15 protein-coding genes are annotated in these 16,461 nt (G+C 38.2%); 3 read left to right on the top strand and 12 right to left on the bottom strand.

The features are described 5' to 3' along the window. From nikB to AAHF22_RS16730, 3 genes are all read right to left on the bottom strand, one after another. Positions 1-948, bottom strand: coding sequence for a nickel ABC transporter permease (gene nikB, locus AAHF22_RS16740; protein WP_347326164.1), 948 nt, complete (start codon positions 946-948; stop codon positions 1-3). Beyond that, a complete protein-coding gene (nikA, locus tag AAHF22_RS16735) occupies positions 948-2,435 on the bottom strand; it encodes a nickel ABC transporter substrate-binding protein (protein WP_347326212.1) in 1,488 nt (495 codons plus the stop codon). Before nikA ends, nikB begins: the two co-directional genes overlap by 1 nt. A 915-nt stretch (positions 2,436-3,350) precedes the next feature. Then, positions 3,351-3,542: a PspC domain-containing protein gene (locus AAHF22_RS16730; protein ID WP_347326163.1), complete on the bottom strand. Its 192-nt coding sequence runs from the start codon at positions 3,540-3,542 to the stop codon at positions 3,351-3,353. A 596-nt stretch (positions 3,543-4,138) separates the two neighbouring features. Between AAHF22_RS16730 and AAHF22_RS16725 the strand changes: the two genes are divergently transcribed. Then, entirely contained in the window at positions 4,139-4,336 is a 198-nt protein-coding gene (locus AAHF22_RS16725; protein ID WP_347326162.1) for a YqaE/Pmp3 family membrane protein, read from the top strand. A 354-nt stretch (positions 4,337-4,690) separates the two neighbouring features. On the opposite strand, the gene xynA is transcribed toward AAHF22_RS16725, so the two are convergent. Then, positions 4,691-5,329 (bottom strand): endo-1,4-beta-xylanase XynA, encoded by a 639-nt coding sequence (xynA, locus tag AAHF22_RS16720; protein ID WP_347326161.1) that lies wholly within the window; start codon positions 5,327-5,329, stop codon positions 4,691-4,693. A 554-nt stretch (positions 5,330-5,883) separates the two neighbouring features. Between xynA and AAHF22_RS16715 the strand changes: the two genes are divergently transcribed. Next, positions 5,884-7,203, top strand: coding sequence for an anti-phage deoxyguanosine triphosphatase (locus tag AAHF22_RS16715; protein ID WP_347326160.1), 1,320 nt, complete (start codon positions 5,884-5,886; stop codon positions 7,201-7,203). Positions 7,204-7,597: 394 nt separating this feature from the next. On the opposite strand, the gene AAHF22_RS16710 is transcribed toward AAHF22_RS16715, so the two are convergent. The 3 genes from AAHF22_RS16710 to AAHF22_RS16700 all read right to left on the bottom strand — a co-directional run bounded on the left by AAHF22_RS16710 (position 7,598) and on the right by AAHF22_RS16700 (position 10,064). Further along, positions 7,598-8,146 (bottom strand): GNAT family N-acetyltransferase, encoded by a 549-nt coding sequence (locus tag AAHF22_RS16710; protein WP_347326159.1) that lies wholly within the window; start codon positions 8,144-8,146, stop codon positions 7,598-7,600. A gap of 191 nt (positions 8,147-8,337) precedes the next feature. Beyond that, positions 8,338-8,784 carry a hypothetical protein gene (locus tag AAHF22_RS16705; protein ID WP_347326158.1) on the bottom strand — a complete coding sequence of 149 codons (447 nt, stop codon included), beginning with the start codon at positions 8,782-8,784 and terminating at the stop codon, positions 8,338-8,340. Positions 8,785-9,080: 296 nt separating this feature from the next. Beyond that, on the bottom strand, positions 9,081-10,064 hold the full coding sequence (locus AAHF22_RS16700) for a tRNA dihydrouridine synthase (protein WP_347326157.1): 984 nt from the start codon (positions 10,062-10,064) through the stop codon (positions 9,081-9,083). A gap of 659 nt (positions 10,065-10,723) precedes the next feature. Between AAHF22_RS16700 and AAHF22_RS16695 the strand changes: the two genes are divergently transcribed. Beyond that, positions 10,724-11,506: a class I SAM-dependent methyltransferase gene (locus tag AAHF22_RS16695; RefSeq protein ID WP_347326156.1), complete on the top strand. Its 783-nt coding sequence runs from the start codon at positions 10,724-10,726 to the stop codon at positions 11,504-11,506. Between the two features lie 227 nt (positions 11,507-11,733). On the opposite strand, the gene AAHF22_RS16690 is transcribed toward AAHF22_RS16695, so the two are convergent. The 5 genes from AAHF22_RS16690 to AAHF22_RS16670 are packed head-to-tail and all read right to left on the bottom strand — an operon-like array spanning position 11,734 to position 16,459. After that, positions 11,734-12,792 (bottom strand): hypothetical protein, encoded by a 1,059-nt coding sequence (locus tag AAHF22_RS16690; RefSeq protein WP_347326155.1) that lies wholly within the window; start codon positions 12,790-12,792, stop codon positions 11,734-11,736. Then, positions 12,789-13,055: an acyl carrier protein gene (locus AAHF22_RS16685; protein ID WP_347326154.1), complete on the bottom strand. Its 267-nt coding sequence runs from the start codon at positions 13,053-13,055 to the stop codon at positions 12,789-12,791. Before AAHF22_RS16685 ends, AAHF22_RS16690 begins: the two co-directional genes overlap by 4 nt. A 22-nt stretch (positions 13,056-13,077) precedes the next feature. Further along, entirely contained in the window at positions 13,078-14,220 is a 1,143-nt protein-coding gene (locus AAHF22_RS16680; protein ID WP_347326153.1) for a RidA family protein, read from the bottom strand. 29 nt (positions 14,221-14,249) lie between these two features. Beyond that, positions 14,250-15,644 carry a class I adenylate-forming enzyme family protein gene (locus AAHF22_RS16675; RefSeq protein ID WP_347326152.1) on the bottom strand — a complete coding sequence of 465 codons (1,395 nt, stop codon included), beginning with the start codon at positions 15,642-15,644 and terminating at the stop codon, positions 14,250-14,252. 23 nt (positions 15,645-15,667) lie between these two features. Next, on the bottom strand, positions 15,668-16,459 hold the full coding sequence (locus AAHF22_RS16670; RefSeq protein ID WP_347326151.1) for an ABC transporter permease: 792 nt from the start codon (positions 16,457-16,459) through the stop codon (positions 15,668-15,670). Positions 16,460-16,461 lie beyond the last annotated feature (2 nt).

Raw genomic sequence — 16,461 nt, 5'->3', positions numbered from 1 at the left:
TTATGCACCTGCCTTCTTTTCCTTTAATCGCAGCTCCGGGTTGAGGAAGCGGTAGGATAGATCAACCGTTGTGTTCACTACAAATACGATCACAGCCATTAGCAAAATATAACCCTGAATAACCGGATAATCCCGTTGCCGGATCGAATCGACGATCAGCTTACCGATGCCGGGATAGGCAAACAGCACCTCAATAACGATCACTCCGCCAATTAGACTACCTAGACTTACACCGAACACTGTAATGACCGGCGGCAGGCTATGACGAAATACATGTACACGGAAAATACGCCATTCACTATAGCCCCTTGCTCTTGCCGCTCGCACAAATTCCTGACTGAGCGAATCGAGTAGACTGGAGCGTAATAGACGCACATACACACCTGAGATTGCCAGACCGAGTGTTAACGAGGGCAGGATCAGCGTAATCCAGCCATCTCGTCCCATCGTCGGCAACCATGCCCAGCGTACACCGAGCCAATCGATCAACAACAACCCAAGCCAGAAGCTCGGCACAGCAGCGCCGATAATTGCTAACCCCCGGCTCAAATGATCGATCCAGCGATCACGATAAAGCGCTGATAGTGAACCAAGCGGCAATGCGATCAGTAACATAACGAGCAATCCGCCACCTGCCAGCTCTAACGTAGCAGGCAAACCAGCGCTAATCATCTGTATTACCGACTGTCCGGTCACAAAAGAAGTGCCAAAGTCCAACCGTACTAGATCCCATAACCATGTCCCATATTGGAACAGCAGCGGCTTGTTAAACCCCAGCTCCTCACGCAGCGCTTCCACCTGATCGCGGCTCACAGAAAGCTCATCTACGTTCAGAATTGTCAGCACCGGATCACCCGGTGCAAGACGAATAAATAAAAAGCTAATAAGCGTGATGAACAGTACAAAACCTGCGGTCTCCATCAGCTTACGAATGATAATACGAAGCATTACATCACATCCAGCTTATTCGTGATCATATAGTATTCACTGCGAGTGGTGACCCAGTTTTTCACTTTATTTTCGTTATAGGCGACAATGGTCGATGGATACAGCACAAATGCATTAATCACATGGTCATGCACATAATCAGCAGCCTGCTTGGCAAGTACGGCACGTTGCTGTGGTTCAACGGTACGATTCAGCTTGTCGATGATCGCCGTCAGCTGATCATCATGTACACCGCTAAAATTCAGCGCACCTTTTGGATGGTAGGTCGCATTCAGGTAATATCCTGCATCTCCGCGCGGTGCGGTTAGATTGCTGTACGTCGCCAGATCCCAATCCCGATTGGCCGCCATATATTCTTCCGGTGTATCGATCTGACGAATGTCGACTCCAACGCCGATTCGTCCTGCATCCGATTGGAACACCTGGGCAATCAGCGGCAGATCAGCACGTGATGAATACGTCAGCAGCGTTAATTTTAGCGGTTGACCATCCTTTTGCATCGTGCCATTGACGAATGTGTAGCCTGCTTTTTGTAAATACTGCTTGGCAACCTCTTCACCACCAGCTTGCTGCTTATACACCGGAGCAAAAGGCAATGATGGCAAAAACGGCCCAGTCGCCGGCTCACCATAGCCAAGTAAAATGCTATCCACAATTTCTTTGCGATCGATCAGCGCATCAATCGCATGGCGCACATTCACATCCTGCAATGCTGGACGCTGCATATTCATCGTCATCTGATGCACGCGAAACGTAGACGTGGCATCGACACGGATTCCAGTTTGAGCATCCAACGATGCTAGACTTTCTACCTCTGGACGGTACACAATATCGACCTGACCGGACTTGAGCGCCAATGAGCGAGCATTAGCATCTTCGTTGAAAGAAAACGTTATTCCATCCAGTGGAGAGGCTCCATTCCAGTAGCCATCATAACGCTTCAATTCCAAACGACTTCCCGGTGTGAATGAGCTTAATACAAAAGGTCCGGTACCTACTGGCTTATTCACGATATCGCTCTCATTCACATCGATAATCGAAGTATTCGGATTGACCAGCTCCGATACAAATTCCGGAAATGGCTCTGTCGTCGTAATATGAAGCGTCTGTCCATCCGCTTCAATCGATTGGATCTTCAGCGCATTGTTCACGCCTGTATTTTCCTGAATGACACGCTCTAACGAAGCCTTCACCGCATCACCAGTTAGCGGCTTCCCATTTTGAAACGTAATGCCATCGCGCAGATGAATCGTCCAATGTTCACCGTCATCACCTTCCCAGCTTTTCGCAAGCCACGGTGCTACAGCTAGCTTGTCCTCATCCAGTCGCACCAGCGTCTCGGTAATGCCTGCACGCAGTGGAACATAGCTAGAATCCGTATGCGGATCAAGTGAACGCGTCGAGAAATTATATAGAAAATGTACATGCTTCCCCTGCTCCGCTTCAGCTGCCGAGTTTGACGCAGGGGAACATGCTCCCAGCAACATCACGATCGCTAGCAGCGCACCTGCCCAGCCATATCGCCGTTTACTGCGAGCCGAGCTTGTTATATTTGCCGATTTTGTAAGGTTCATTGCGTTTACTGCGTTTACTGCGTTTACTGCATTCACTGCGCTTATTGCGCTTATTGCGCTTGTTGCGTTCATTACGTTCATTGCGCTTATCTTCTTTGCTGCGTTGATTGTGTTTATCTTCTTTACTACGTTTATTAATTTCGCTGAATGTATTACGTGCGTTAATGTGTTAGAACGTATGGATCTTTTAATATAGGATGTCAGGCGTACATCGTCATTCGATGCCTGTGGTCGTGCAATTCGACCGAGCATCGCGATGACATTATGTATAGTCGATGCTGCCTTGTGCTTGTTCGTATCTCTCATTGAAGTATCTCTCCCCTATTTGAACTCAGTGTCTCTGTTTATTCCGTAACAATTACGATCTACATATTATCGTAAACATTACGATTTGACAACAAAAAAAGCAGTATTCTGTTGAATATAACAGAACACTGCCGCTTATTATGTTGCTATGGATATATCATATATTCTCTTTATTTCGTATAGGGCGTAAAAGGCTATTTAAGGCAGCTGTCTTTTCATTTCTTTCTCTGCTCACGATGTTTTACTATAGCATCTACCATTACGGCTTACCTCTATATAAGTTGGCTAGACACTAACGTGGCAGCTCGTGAATGATGGAGCGCACATCGACTTGCTTCTATATAAGTTTGCTATACCCCTTAGTTCATTAAACAAGTCAAATCGTATATGTTATCGTATGCTAGCATTTTTATAAATCCGCATTTGCATCGAATTTAAAGTTAACATTAATCCCGGTCAACGCACTAGAACTTCATGTTAACTTGCAGATTTGACGAGAAGTTCCGAATGTGAAGCTCGAAATTAATACGGATATTCTTTCGGTACAAACAGTAACGCGATCAGATAGATCAGCAAGCTCGTACCGCTTGTTAGAAATATGCTAATGACAAACAAAATCCGTAACAGACTTGCGTCCCAACCCATCATTTGTGCCAATCCACCGATTAACCCTGCCATCACCTTATCGTGACTCGAACGATGCCATTTTTTCATTTTATTTCTCTCCTTTAATATAGTCGTGTGTGTTTTATGTTCTGTCCTGGTAGTCTGATTGAACATAGCGTTACGGATCATTAAAGCTCATTTCAAAAGAAATACGCGAACAATCTCATCCGTAGGTTCACATCATCTGCCGCGCTTATCCGTAGGTTCACATCATCTATCGCGTGTGTATGATGTGTTTCATGTATGTGTTTTTTGTCTGTCACTCGCCTGCCATTTGCCTATCACTTGTTAAACATTTCATGCCTGCGCTCGTGTAGGTTTCTCGTATTTCCTATGCGTTTGGATGTGTGTTGCTTATGTATTTATGTTACGAAATATTCGGTGCTGCTCCAACCGCCGTTAGACGGTTTTGTAACTTGGACTTTGGTCGGGGATGCGCGCTAGACCTCTACATTGGGTCAAAGATGCATACGCTATATTTTTAATCGTAAAAGATCAGGCTACTTACCAAGCTAAAAGATTATACTCCTCATCAAGCGTGCAACCATCACCAGTACAATGCGTATGTATCCAAACGCCGTTTATTATAGATGTAAGGTTGGTAAATAGAGATTAACCGATATTATACGAAAGGAGTGACGACGATGCTCTATATTTTGGCTATTTTTCTGCCACCAGTAGCGGTGCTGCTCTGCGGCAAACCGGGTAAAGCGATTCTAAATCTAATCCTGACACTGATCGTATGGCTCCCAGGGGTAATTCATGCTTTCATCGTCATTAGCCAGACTGAAAACGAGAAACGTAACCGCAAAATGTTGGAAGAAGCTAGACGTTATCATTAATCCCTTTACGCCTATACAGTGATTCGATTGCAGATGGTATGGGATTAAGTAGATAATCCATATCGATCGTACAAACACAGCGCAATTTCAAATATCTGTATCTGTATCTGTATCTGTATCTGTATCTGTATCTGTATCTGTATCTGTATCTGTATCTGTATCTGTATCTGTATCTGTATCTGTATCTGTATCTGTAAAAGTATAATTGTTTCCCGATATCCATCTATACCAACATGCACAATACAACTATTCATAAAAAGAGTGATCCGCCTTCTGCAATAGAAGTAGATCACTCTTTTCTTTTAAAAGCGTATTTCAATGTCGTCTCATAGCGATATGTTCCAGCGTTTTATATTACCACACCGTTACATTAGAGCTACCACTGCTCTGGTAGCCTTCAGTCGCCATTACCTGGTACGACCATTTGCTGCCCAGATTCATACCATGACTAGCCCAAGCGCGTACATGGTTGCTGAATGTAATCGTGGAGTTGGTGCCGATTGGACGTTTCGTCTGACGAACACTCCAGTATTGTACGAACGTTGAGCTGTTGCCTTCGATCGAAGGTGCATTGTAGCGCATCGTTGTGTAGATATCATATGTGCCGCCATCGCTCGTTACCGTCCCTTTATATGTACCTGTTGGACGGTACGTACCCCAGCTATCGACAACATAATATTCGATCAGCGAATTTTGCGTCCATCCGTACAATGTCAGATAGCCGTTGCCCTGCGGTGCAAACTGGCCTGCATTGTAATTGACAACACGGTTTGGCGAACCAACCGTCCAGCCTTTACCTACAACAAAGTTGCCTGTATTTTGCCAGTTTACACTGTAGTTACCGCCAGAACCGTTTACCGAGTTGACGATCCCGCCACCATCAGTCCAGTTTTGCCAGTAATCGGTTGCTGCGCTGGAAGTTGCTGCGAACAGACTGGAACCCATCGTTACGGCAAGCAGTGTAGTCATCAATTTCTTTTTAAATTTGAACATGGTGTACCTCCCTGAATGTAGTAGATCATTAACATAGCAACTCAAATGCCATTTTGCCTTACGACTGCGATCAATTCTATACCCCGGTATCATCGTCAATGTATCCATTCGTAACCGTGTTAGCCTGTTCAGGCTATACACATCTGTGTTGATCGATTCCTTTTATCGTATCTGTTAATTTAAGATACACATAATTGGAAAATAATACCTCACCTCCATTTCAAATTATAAAATACATATAAAGGGAACACAATTTATAAATTAAAGGTGTTTACCATTCATTTCCCAGAAAAATGTATACGCTTACATAATGATAAAATAGATTTCAAAGATCTTTTAACAGAGAAAAAATTTAAACAAAATACTTATAATCTTATATAAAGCAACTTAACTACTAAAACTTACATAGTTTGATTGTGAAACTAATATTATTTAAAATCACAATTAAATTTGTATTTTTAATCGTAAACAATGATTAAAATATATTAAAATGTAATTATATGTACTATATTACTTAATAAAACAATACAACATTATATTTGGGAGGGTTTTGTATGATTCAATCTAAAATGCCTGATAATAAACTATATAATGCACAAGATAAAGAACGCCAACAGCCTCAATCACCTAGAACTAAAGATCAATCTAGAGATGAATTTGAAAGAGATTATGGTAGAATTGTTCATTCAGCGGCATTTCGTAGACTTCAATCTAAAACCCAGGTAATAGGAGTAGGTGAAAGTGATTTTCCGAGAACACGCTTAACTCATTCTATGGAAGTAGCGCAGATTGCAAGGGGGATTGCTTCATCACTAAATTCAAAAAATAAACTATTAATAGAAAGTGATCAAAAAATCGACTCTTCTTTGATAGAAGCAGCAGCATTAGCCCATGATTTTGGACATCCTCCATTTGGACATCAAGGTGAGCGCGCATTAAATGAAATGATGCATAATGTAGCAAAAAGTGGTTTTGAAGGAAATGCCCAGACTTTTAGGATTCTTACAAGTCTTGAAAGAGGGCGAGGCTTAAATTTGACACGAGCAACCTTACTAGCAATTTTGAAATACCCAATTCGCTTTGATAAAGCAGTTAATTATGACGTATATGAAGATAAAAGTTTTGGTTACAAGCCGCCTAAGTCAAGTGTCTATGTAGAAGATCAAGAAGTTTTTGATTGGTTAATTAAACCTATGAATAGCAATGAACAAGCCTTTTATCTTAGTACACATCACAAAAATATTAATGAACACAAAAAAACAATCTACAAAACTCTTGAATGCTCTATTATTGAATTAGCAGACGACATTGCTTATGCTACACATGACCTTGAAGATGCAATTCGATTAAAATTCATAAAAAATGAAGAAATCATTTCAATTTTAGAAAAATATCATACTGATACGACTCTTAAAAAAATAAAAGAAAAATTAGAAAAAAAAGCAGTTGGACATGAGTCTGATAAAATAAAAGATATTATTGCTGATTTGATATCCATTTTCATCTCAAATGTAGATCTGAATAGTAGAAATTCTTTGAATAATAAGCGACTTCATTATCATGCATTCTTACCCGAGCCACTTAAAGAGTTAATTAAAAATTTTACTAATTTAGTATATGACAAGGTTATAAGTTTACAAAGAGTTCAAACCATAGAATGGAAGGGAGGAAATATTATCAAAGAAATGTTCGGTGCCTTTTATGATACACCTAAATTACTATCATCAGAGGACCAATCGCTCATAGAAAAAGGAAGCGAATCTACTAAAGCAAGAATAATTTGCGATTATTTAGCTGGAATGACAGATTCTTATGCACTAAGAATGTATTCTAGATTATTCGAAGGTAGAGAAAGTCGACTATTTGATATTTAAAATTTATTAATTTGATAATACTATAATATCTTGATATATATGATAAAATAAGTTGATTTTTATAGCGAAGTATATATCTTACGTATCTTCAAGTACTAACATATTTTTATTTAAATTACTCTAAACCATTTTTTGTAAAATGTTCACCTTACACCTTATATAAGTAGATTCATCCACAAATAGATAATATTCTGTATTAGACGGGTATCCTGCAACGGGTAGCCGTCTAGTCTAATTCTATAATTTTTGTTTCAAACTTTAATTAACTTCAAACCTGAACTTCAATTGCAGTTTATACGTTTAAAAATAGTTCCACCTGCTTATTCTTTAATTGTAAGTAATGAATTTTAAATCATTTCAGTTATTCAATTGGTTTGAAATTAATTATACCTGTTCAAATAGAAGTACGCTTCAACCATTCCCTTTTTAGCAAGGCATACATATACGTATTCTCATACTTCGGCGTACCATCTGCATGATTCGTAAACGTAACGAACTCCATCATACAGCCTTCCTGACGCATACCGAGCTTTTCGCACAACTTTTGCGAGCGAACATTATCATCCTCGACATAAGCATACAGTCTGCGCGCTTCCTTTTGCATGTACAGATAATCCAGTAACGCCTCTGCACTTTCACGCGCCAGCCCTTTGCCTTCATATCGCGCATTAAAATTCCATCCAATATTGAACGTATCCGGCTCACGTTCCTCCTGCATTAGAAATAGCTCTCCGATCAGCTCATCCGTTTCCTGTAAGCTCACCGCAATATGTGAATCATCGCTGTTTCGCTTCTGCACTTCCGCCGCCGCTTCCTCCAGCGTATTCATTTTGCCGTCTAAAAAGCAGTTTACCCGTGGGTTGGATGTATATTCCAGCAAGCCTGGAGCATCTGCTCGTTTAAAATTGCGTAGAATTAAACGATTCGTTTGGATCGGTTGCATGGTAGGTTCCTTTCTAGCTAGTCCAGTATAGATATAACATCATATTTTGTATAAGTCTTTTAATTATAATCATGTTTAAAAGTAGTATACATTGAAGTCACTCTACTTTTTAGTTCTATCTAAATTCGGAACAAACCATATCATGTATTTTTGTTTATAAGCTCTATCAATATCTCCAAATCGTTCACTAATTAAACGATTTTATCGCCGCTAACTAATTTCTCAACAGTATAATACCATCCGCCAGCATTATTCTTCTGTGGTTTTGGTAAATGCTTCAGCTCAATGATGTTATTTTGATCTAAATTATAAAAACGATAAGGTTCATTTTTATATTCAAATCCGATTTTAGTTATTAATCGATCCGCATGGTAACTTTTAATTCGCTTGGCAAAATCAGCTTCAACGCCCTTAAGTGCTTCATCCAAATCCAAAGCGTATGGGTCAATGACGACTATATCTTTGATTTTGTACAGGAACTCCATTTCACCGCCGTTTGCAGCCCGAAAAGTAATAAATGTTGAAGGTTTATATTGATAGCCTTGAAGATGATGCGGACAAGCATGAACGAAATGCTTTTTAGTTAATAAAATTGTATCTCCAGCCGCTACAGATAATACTTCTACATGAGATGTCATTATATTTTCGCTCCCATCACAAAATATGTATGTTTAAATGGAATATTTTATAATCTATATCCATTAATTCCATTATAAAGGCGTTGTGGATTTTTCTCTATAGCGAATTATACGAAGTCCAATGCACTTTAATGGAATACGTTGCCTGAATACAAAAAAGCCGTAGACTCATTATAAGTCCCGGCTCTGTATCTATAATTTATACGTTCAACTTTTAGCTAATCTTAAATTACTTGAATCTAATTCCGTATTCATCATAGCTTTATAATACAATTTTAATTAAATAGAAATGGGTCTTATCTCGATCCTTCCAATTCCACCGCTTTCACCTTAAACGCATCCAACATCGCCCGCACCTCATCTGTCGAACGTGCACCCATCAACTCATTCCGCAGCTCACTCGCTCCGCGGAAGCCACGCACATAAATCTTAAAAAACCGTGGCAACGGCTTAAACGATCTCGGTTCAATCGCCGAATATTTATCATGCAGATCCATATGCAGTCGCAGCAGATCAAGCAGTTCCTCACTCGTATGCTCCTTCGGCTCATGCTCAAACGCAAACGGATTACTGAAAATCCCGCGCCCGATCATCACACCATCTACCCCATACTTCTCCACCAGTTCCAGCCCTGCTGCACGATCGGCAATATCCCCGTTAATCGTCAGCAGCGTTTGCGGTGCAATCTCATCACGCAGCTTTTTAATTTCAGGAATCAACTCCCAGTGTGCTGGCACTTTGCTCATCTCGTCACGCGTGCGCAGGTGAATCGATAGATTCGCAATCTCCTGCTGCAAAATATGCGTCAGCCAGCTACGCCATTCGTCCACTTCGCTAAAGCCCAATCGTGTTTTCACGCTGACCGGCAGACCACCCGCTTTCGCTGCCTGCACGATCTCACCTGCTAGCTGCGGACGACAGATCAACCCGCTGCCTTTACCATGTTCAGCGACGTTGGGCACCGGACAGCCCATATTGATATCAATGCCTTTAAACCCTTGCTCCGCCATCCCGATACTCATCTGCCGGAAATATTCCGGCTTGTCGCCCCAGATATGCGCCACCATCGGCTGCTCATCTTCCGTAAACATCAGCCGTCCACGCACACTGTGGTTGCCCTCTGGATGACAATAACTCTCTGTATTCGCAAACTCCGTAAAAAACACATCCGGTCTCGCCGCCGCACTCACGACATGACGAAATACCACATCCGTCACATCCTCCATCGGAGCCAGTATAAAAAACGGTTTCGGTAAATCACGCCAAAAATTGTCTGTCATATTAAAAATCCTTTCATTCTATATCCACGTTCATTATTGATACACGGGTGCGTCTAGTTGCTTCACGATCATCTTTTAAAATGATGCTTCAAGCTCGTACTTTACGATCACAGCAAGTGAAGTACTTCCAAACGTTTGATTCAACGACAACAACCATTAAATTACAATGCAATCCATTCTATCGATTGCGTCCTTAAACATCTTTAAACAAACACCTGCAAATGTCAATGATTTCAGCGATTAATGTGGAAATAACATGTAGCGATGACTACCTCAGCGAATAGAACATCCCATCCCAATCCATGATAGCCATCGCTTCAGTCATGATGGGAGTCAGATGTAATTAGGTGTAGTCCGATAAACGAATACACATAAGCCGTATTAATAAAAATATAAATGAAAATATAGATGTTCATCATACAATGTACAATCTATACTACCTTACCGCTCACACTCTATCTGCTTTTGTAGAAATTAATACAACAACATGCTAAAATAAAAACGAAACACTGTTCCATCTGACGAAACTAAATAGAAGAACATAGATACCATAAGAGAATAGTTGCAAAAGAATAAAAGATAAACATTTCAAGTGACCACGAAGATCTAGCAAAAAACGACATCAACAAAAAAACGAAATCAACAGGAGGACGATTCACATGCCAATCAACTTCCACGATGAACAAAACCGAGAAACATATGCTACTCGAAACGCAGATCCATCCTGGATTTCTGCCATTACCAAACATGTAGATGTCCCGCACAAACGAATCGCCGATATCGGCTGTGGTGGTGGCATCTATACAAAAGCACTAATCGAAATGGGCGCTGCGCATGTCACTGGCGTCGATTTTTCAGATGAAATGTTAAAAGCAGCTACGCACAATTGTAGGCATATGGTCAACGCAACTTTTCACAAAGGGGATGCCTACCACTCCAACCTGCCTGCGCATGAACTCGATATCGTGCTTCAACGTGCATTGATCCATCATCTCAACAATCTGGAAAAATGCTTTAAGGAAGTGGCACGAGTTTTAAAACCGAACGGCATCTTTATCGTGCAAGATCGCACACCTGAAGATTGCTTATTGCCTGGCGATCAAAGTCACATTAGAGGCTATTTTTTCGAAAAATTCTCTCGTCTAAAAGATCGCGAGACCACTTCCCGATACGATTCTATTCAAGTGGAACAAGCATTAACAGCCAGCGGCTTGCGCTTATTTCAAACCGTACCGCTTTGGGAAACAAGACGCGTGTACGAGACGATGGAACAATTGGAGCAAGACCTGCTGCTACGAACGGGCCGCTCTATTTTGCATGAATTGACCGAGGAGGAGTTGCAGGAGTTAGTCGCTTATATTGCCGATAAGCTACAAGGGACTGAGCTTCCGATTGTGGAGCAGGATCGCTGGACGGTTTGGTTTGCTGTAAAGCAAGGGTAGTGTACAGTGTTCAATCCTATCGAAACCTAACCTGCCCAGAGCTGCTAGCGAAATCTATACTACTATGATGCAGAGTAAGTAAATACGCTATACGTTGCAATATCGTATGAATGACATGTCATTCAATACTGTTGAAATCAAAATGTTTTATACGGCAAACTAAATAGCCTCTCCTGAATACATTTCGGGAAAGGCCATTTTAATATCATTCAGTTTACTAGTTATAATTATAAGTAATAATGATCTTGCAAAATCTCTGTTCGGTCCATCTGCTCTAATTGTACAATCAATTCACTCAAAATAGATTCTTCCATCTGCTTTAGCTCTTTTAACTTCTCTATTAAAGAACCTATACGCGCTGGATTATCATTCAAATTATACATCATAGCAATACTTCTTAAAGTCATAGAGATCGACTCGATTTCTGTATACTTTTCAATAAATTTTTCTGAATGGTTTAAGTATTTATTCTCTTTCATATATTTCAATCTACCAACCATAACGTTTTTATGTTCCCATAATGTATGGAAAATTCGAACATCTATTTTTTCTGTTAATGTGATAATTTCGTATTCGAGATAACGAATAATGTGATCATAAATAGACAAACCATAAATCCAATTCGAAGGAGGCGACAGTGAGCGAAAATGAAATGAAGAATTCAAGCTATCCTTTAATTCGGTTAAAGATTGAATAACTAAGTTTATATCAAAACGATAAGTATGTTTTTCATTGTATTCCAACAAAGATATATAGTGTCGATTATTTTTAGTTTTATCGCAATTATTAAAAGCAAGCAAAAACTCTTCAAAGTTTACTTCGTATTCTCCAAAAATTATATCAGCATTGTAACCAGAGACATGAAATTTTCTATTCTCTTTATCATATCCAAAAATCAACATCTCATGTGGCAAAGGATATTTCTTGTATGCTTTCTTGTGAGAAATATAACTCTCATCTACATACAGATAGACATACTGACCTGTATGAATAGAATCACATATAAATCCAATAAGTCCATCCTCGTACTTATCAAGAAAACGGTAATCTATTTGTTGATAGTTGATCAATGGACAACTCAAGAAAAAATCATACCATGATAAATTGGATGTATAAAATGAGAAAAACTTGCCTTCTGGAAAATTGCCAGCACAAATGAGTTGAATATAATTGCTATAGAACCAGGCCTCTGCCGATTGGTGTTGCATGGCAACTGAGAGAGGATAGGCATTACATAAATATCCGTGTATGTCTGGTTTAATAATTGGCAATTTTACAGCATTCATAAAGTATCTCCTATCGTCTTCGGTTTATTTATTTTGTTTTCCAACAAAAATAGTATATGTTTCAAATCTTTAAAATTAGTAAGTAATAGATCGCTATTATCAAATGTGATATCAAATTCCTTCTCAAGTAGAACTATTAATTCTACTGTCTTCAATGAATCAAGTCCCCAAGTCGATAAACTGTCTTCCAATCCTACTTTTTCTTGATTATTTAAAATAGTTCCTACAACAGCTTCTAATTTGGTCAAAGTGCTATTAGTCATTTCAAATTCTCCTTAAATAGAATTATTTAATAATAATACCATCAATTTCAAATAATAAGTCATCTCTACAAACATCGTTGACAACAAAAGTATTAGCAAAAGCTGGGATATTAAGCTCTTTTAACAATTTTTCAAAGATATGTACGTCTTGTTGCCGCTTAAAAAAACATGTAGATTGATAAAAATGATCAAAAGTAAGATTATTAGATTCAAGAATACTAGTGACATTTTCTAATGCTTTTTTAATTTGTTTGTAAGCATCATTTTTAAATTCTGTTCTCCCTAAAGAATTAACACTTGCTGTTCCAGAAAGTTGAATTTCTATATTTCCCTCATCTTCTATTTTCAAAGCTCTGGAAAAAGTAGGTTTAAATAAATACTCGACACCTTCTGCTTCATTCAACAATGCAGTATAGACTCTTTCAATTATAGGACGATCATTTTTTCTTTTTAGAAACATCACATCCATAGAAATATTGCACTTCTTATCTGATATTCCACCGATACAAGTGCTAGCAGGTAAAATATTTGATTTTTCACTATAGTCTATAGCAAATCTTTCAAAAAACACCCTGCGATCTGTATTAAGTTGCTCATAATTATTGTTAATATCATTTAAATATATCCATGTTCTCACTAAATGAGGGCCTAACAATTCATTCTTTTTCATAAAATCGCCTAACCATGCAAAAGTAGCCGCAAACTCAGACATTGTGTAACTATGATGAACATTATTAATATTCATCAAATAGATATACTCCATTTGACTCGTTATTACTTTAGTTCCAATAGTACCTCCTGACTCATTGGTTATATATTCAAGTTGAACATTTTTATCTTTCTTATGTATTCCATAAATTGTAATACTTGAAAGAGCGGTTCCATAAGCTGGAGTACCTTCTATATAAGATAACGGCGGAAGCTGAATATTATAATGATTAGATATTTCTTCTCTTAAAAAACTCAACTTATTTTTAGTATTTAATAATCCAAAACATTTCTCATAGACGATATCCATATTTAAATCGATAAAATACTGATAGGCATTTTTATATTCTTTTTCAATTTGTTCTATACTATAAGCTTTATTTAAGTTAAGTGTTAAATAATGCCTGACATAATCTTTTTGCTCCAGCTTCTTTACGGTTATATTTTCTGAACTCATTTTCAAATCCAACCTTTCTCTAAAATGAATTATAGTTTGACTTCTTTAATTGGAGTAATATGGTTTAGTTGCTTTTTATCTAACTTTCCTGACATAGTACGCGGGAAACTTTTCAAAAAAGCTAATTTCCCAGGTGATTTATGATTGGATATATTACTTCTTATATAAGACACAATAAGATCGATACTCTCTATCTTTTCTATTTCTAAATATGCAATTATATCCCCGCTGTTAGGGTTGCGCTGTACCGTCACATCTTTAATATAAATACTTCTTCTTAAAACCTCTTCTATTTCAGATAAATAAAATTTAATTCCACCTTTTATAATTAATGAATCACTTCTTCCCTTTATGTACAGAGCTTGTTCTGTCAAAATTCCGACGTCGCCAGTTTTCAACCAGGGAGAAGTATACAAAGATTCATCCATATTATAAATATAAGGAGAATACTTTTGTTCAACAAAAATGTGGTTATCTTTCAATTGTAAAGATAATAAGGGTACTCCTACCGAGTCATCATATTCCCCCTTAAAATCTACAGAAATCAATCCGATTTCAGTCATCCCATATAACTGTCCAATTTTCACACCAAATTTGTCTTTAAACAAATTAAAAACTTCTATAGTTAGTCTTTCTCCTGCTGAGATACAAGCCCTTAAAGAAGATAAATTCGCTTGTTTTGAAGTTTCATCATATGTCGACTGAAGTAGATTATAATGATAAGGAACGCCGTAAATAACAGAAACCTTATATTTTAAAATACTTGATATGATGTCATTAGTTCTTATCGATGGCATAATTATACTTGCACCTATATACAAACTTGGCAGTAATGCGCTCATTAAACCATACGAAAATGTAATAGGTGAAAGGATCATAATTACATCTTTAGCATGTATACCATCTGGAATACTTATGAAACGAATTATTTCTTTATGTATTGACTCATAGGTTCTACCTACAATTTTAGGAGAACCGGTAGAACCCGAAGTTGATAATAGTAGCGGAGCATCGATTCCGATAGTAGAATCGTCCAATTTTTCTATCTTCATTTCAATTTCTGAAATTGCAGCAATGCTTAAAGAACTTTCACTACTAATAAAATATCGAGGTTTTGTTTTTATAAATAATTCAAGCCTTTCATCAGCCTTTAAGCGAACATCTATTAGAAAAACACTTGCGCCTTGTTTCCAAAGTGCTAATAACAAGTATATTAATGTATGTGAACTAGGAAGCTGTACAGCTACTAAATCCCCTTCTAATATGCCTTGTTCTTCGATTTCTTTCCTTCGTTTTTCAATTTGTTCATGTAATTCTCCATATGTTACCTTTTCTGCGCCAGCATACATAAATGTATTTGCAGGAGAGCAATTAGTATTGATCAAAAAAGAATATAAGTTTTTCGCCTGGATTCCAATAGTCACGATTCTTCTCCTTAACGTTATACTTAGTTTCCCGTACTTTTATAATGCCGTATCGAATACTCCCAAAATAAATAAACTAACATGAAAAATAAAATACCTATGATTCCACTAAAATTACCCAAATTAGAAAATGCAAAATGATCTTTATCCAGAATTGCATTGGCAGGATAGTAACTGATGAAGCCCAGCGGAAATACTGTAAATAAAAGCTTAGTCGTTTTGTTAAATGCCCCAAGTGGATAGGTTAAGTAATTAGCATTTAATGTCCAGCCGAATCGGGTTAATGCGGATGTGTTCGTGATTCGGAATCCTAAACATGACCATAATAATAATAAAGCGGCTTGTATAAAGGCAGCGCCAATAATTCCTTGTATGAATAAATAGATCTGGTAGGCTGACCAATGAATTTCCAAATAATGATTGCACCAGAAAAATAGAAATATTCCACTTCCTATTTGTGCAAATGAAGTGAGTTCTAGCCTGCCACTCATCACTTGTAACATTGGATTATGCGGACGAATGAGTATCACATCAAATTCACCATTGTGAATCATCCCAGAAAAATCTCTGAATCCTGCATAAAAAGTGATCATAATTCCGTACGATAATATAAAAAACATATAAATAAAACTTACCTCGTAAATATTCCAACCTCTTATACTGTCGTAATGGCTCAAAGTGATCCAGATCGCCAGTAGTTGTACAGAATAATGAAATACGACTGTAAATAGTGTTAGAAAATAATTAAATCTGTATTGCTGATTACCTTTGATCTGTACCAACATCGATTTGATATACAATTTGATAGCAAACATGC

This window comes from Paenibacillus wenxiniae (assembly GCF_039822605.1).
Classification (GTDB): domain Bacteria; phylum Bacillota; class Bacilli; order Paenibacillales; family Paenibacillaceae; genus Saccharibacillus; species Saccharibacillus wenxiniae.
Note: the sequence above shows the minus strand (reverse complement) of the source record. Positions and strands in the feature narration are given on the sequence as shown.

Excerpts from the sequence above, each read along its gene's own strand:
- nikB (WP_347326164.1), bottom strand. The coding sequence starts at position 948 with ATGCTTCGTATTATCATTCGTAAGCTGATGGAGACCGCAGGTTTTGTA.
- nikA (WP_347326212.1), bottom strand. The coding sequence starts at position 2,435 with ATGTTGCTGGGAGCATGTTCCCCTGCGTCAAACTCGGCAGCTGAAGCG.
- AAHF22_RS16730 (WP_347326163.1), bottom strand. The coding sequence starts at position 3,542 with ATGAAAAAATGGCATCGTTCGAGTCACGATAAGGTGATGGCAGGGTTA.
- AAHF22_RS16725 (WP_347326162.1), top strand. The coding sequence starts at position 4,139 with ATGCTCTATATTTTGGCTATTTTTCTGCCACCAGTAGCGGTGCTGCTC.
- xynA (WP_347326161.1), bottom strand. The coding sequence starts at position 5,329 with ATGTTCAAATTTAAAAAGAAATTGATGACTACACTGCTTGCCGTAACG.
- AAHF22_RS16715 (WP_347326160.1), top strand. The coding sequence starts at position 5,884 with ATGATTCAATCTAAAATGCCTGATAATAAACTATATAATGCACAAGAT.
- AAHF22_RS16710 (WP_347326159.1), bottom strand. The coding sequence starts at position 8,146 with ATGCAACCGATCCAAACGAATCGTTTAATTCTACGCAATTTTAAACGA.
- AAHF22_RS16705 (WP_347326158.1), bottom strand. The coding sequence starts at position 8,784 with ATGACATCTCATGTAGAAGTATTATCTGTAGCGGCTGGAGATACAATT.
- AAHF22_RS16700 (WP_347326157.1), bottom strand. The coding sequence starts at position 10,064 with ATGACAGACAATTTTTGGCGTGATTTACCGAAACCGTTTTTTATACTG.
- AAHF22_RS16695 (WP_347326156.1), top strand. The coding sequence starts at position 10,724 with ATGCCAATCAACTTCCACGATGAACAAAACCGAGAAACATATGCTACT.
- AAHF22_RS16690 (WP_347326155.1), bottom strand. The coding sequence starts at position 12,792 with ATGAATGCTGTAAAATTGCCAATTATTAAACCAGACATACACGGATAT.
- AAHF22_RS16685 (WP_347326154.1), bottom strand. The coding sequence starts at position 13,055 with ATGACTAATAGCACTTTGACCAAATTAGAAGCTGTTGTAGGAACTATT.
- AAHF22_RS16680 (WP_347326153.1), bottom strand. The coding sequence starts at position 14,220 with ATGAGTTCAGAAAATATAACCGTAAAGAAGCTGGAGCAAAAAGATTAT.
- AAHF22_RS16670 (WP_347326151.1), bottom strand. The coding sequence starts at position 16,459 with ATGTTTGCTATCAAATTGTATATCAAATCGATGTTGGTACAGATCAAA.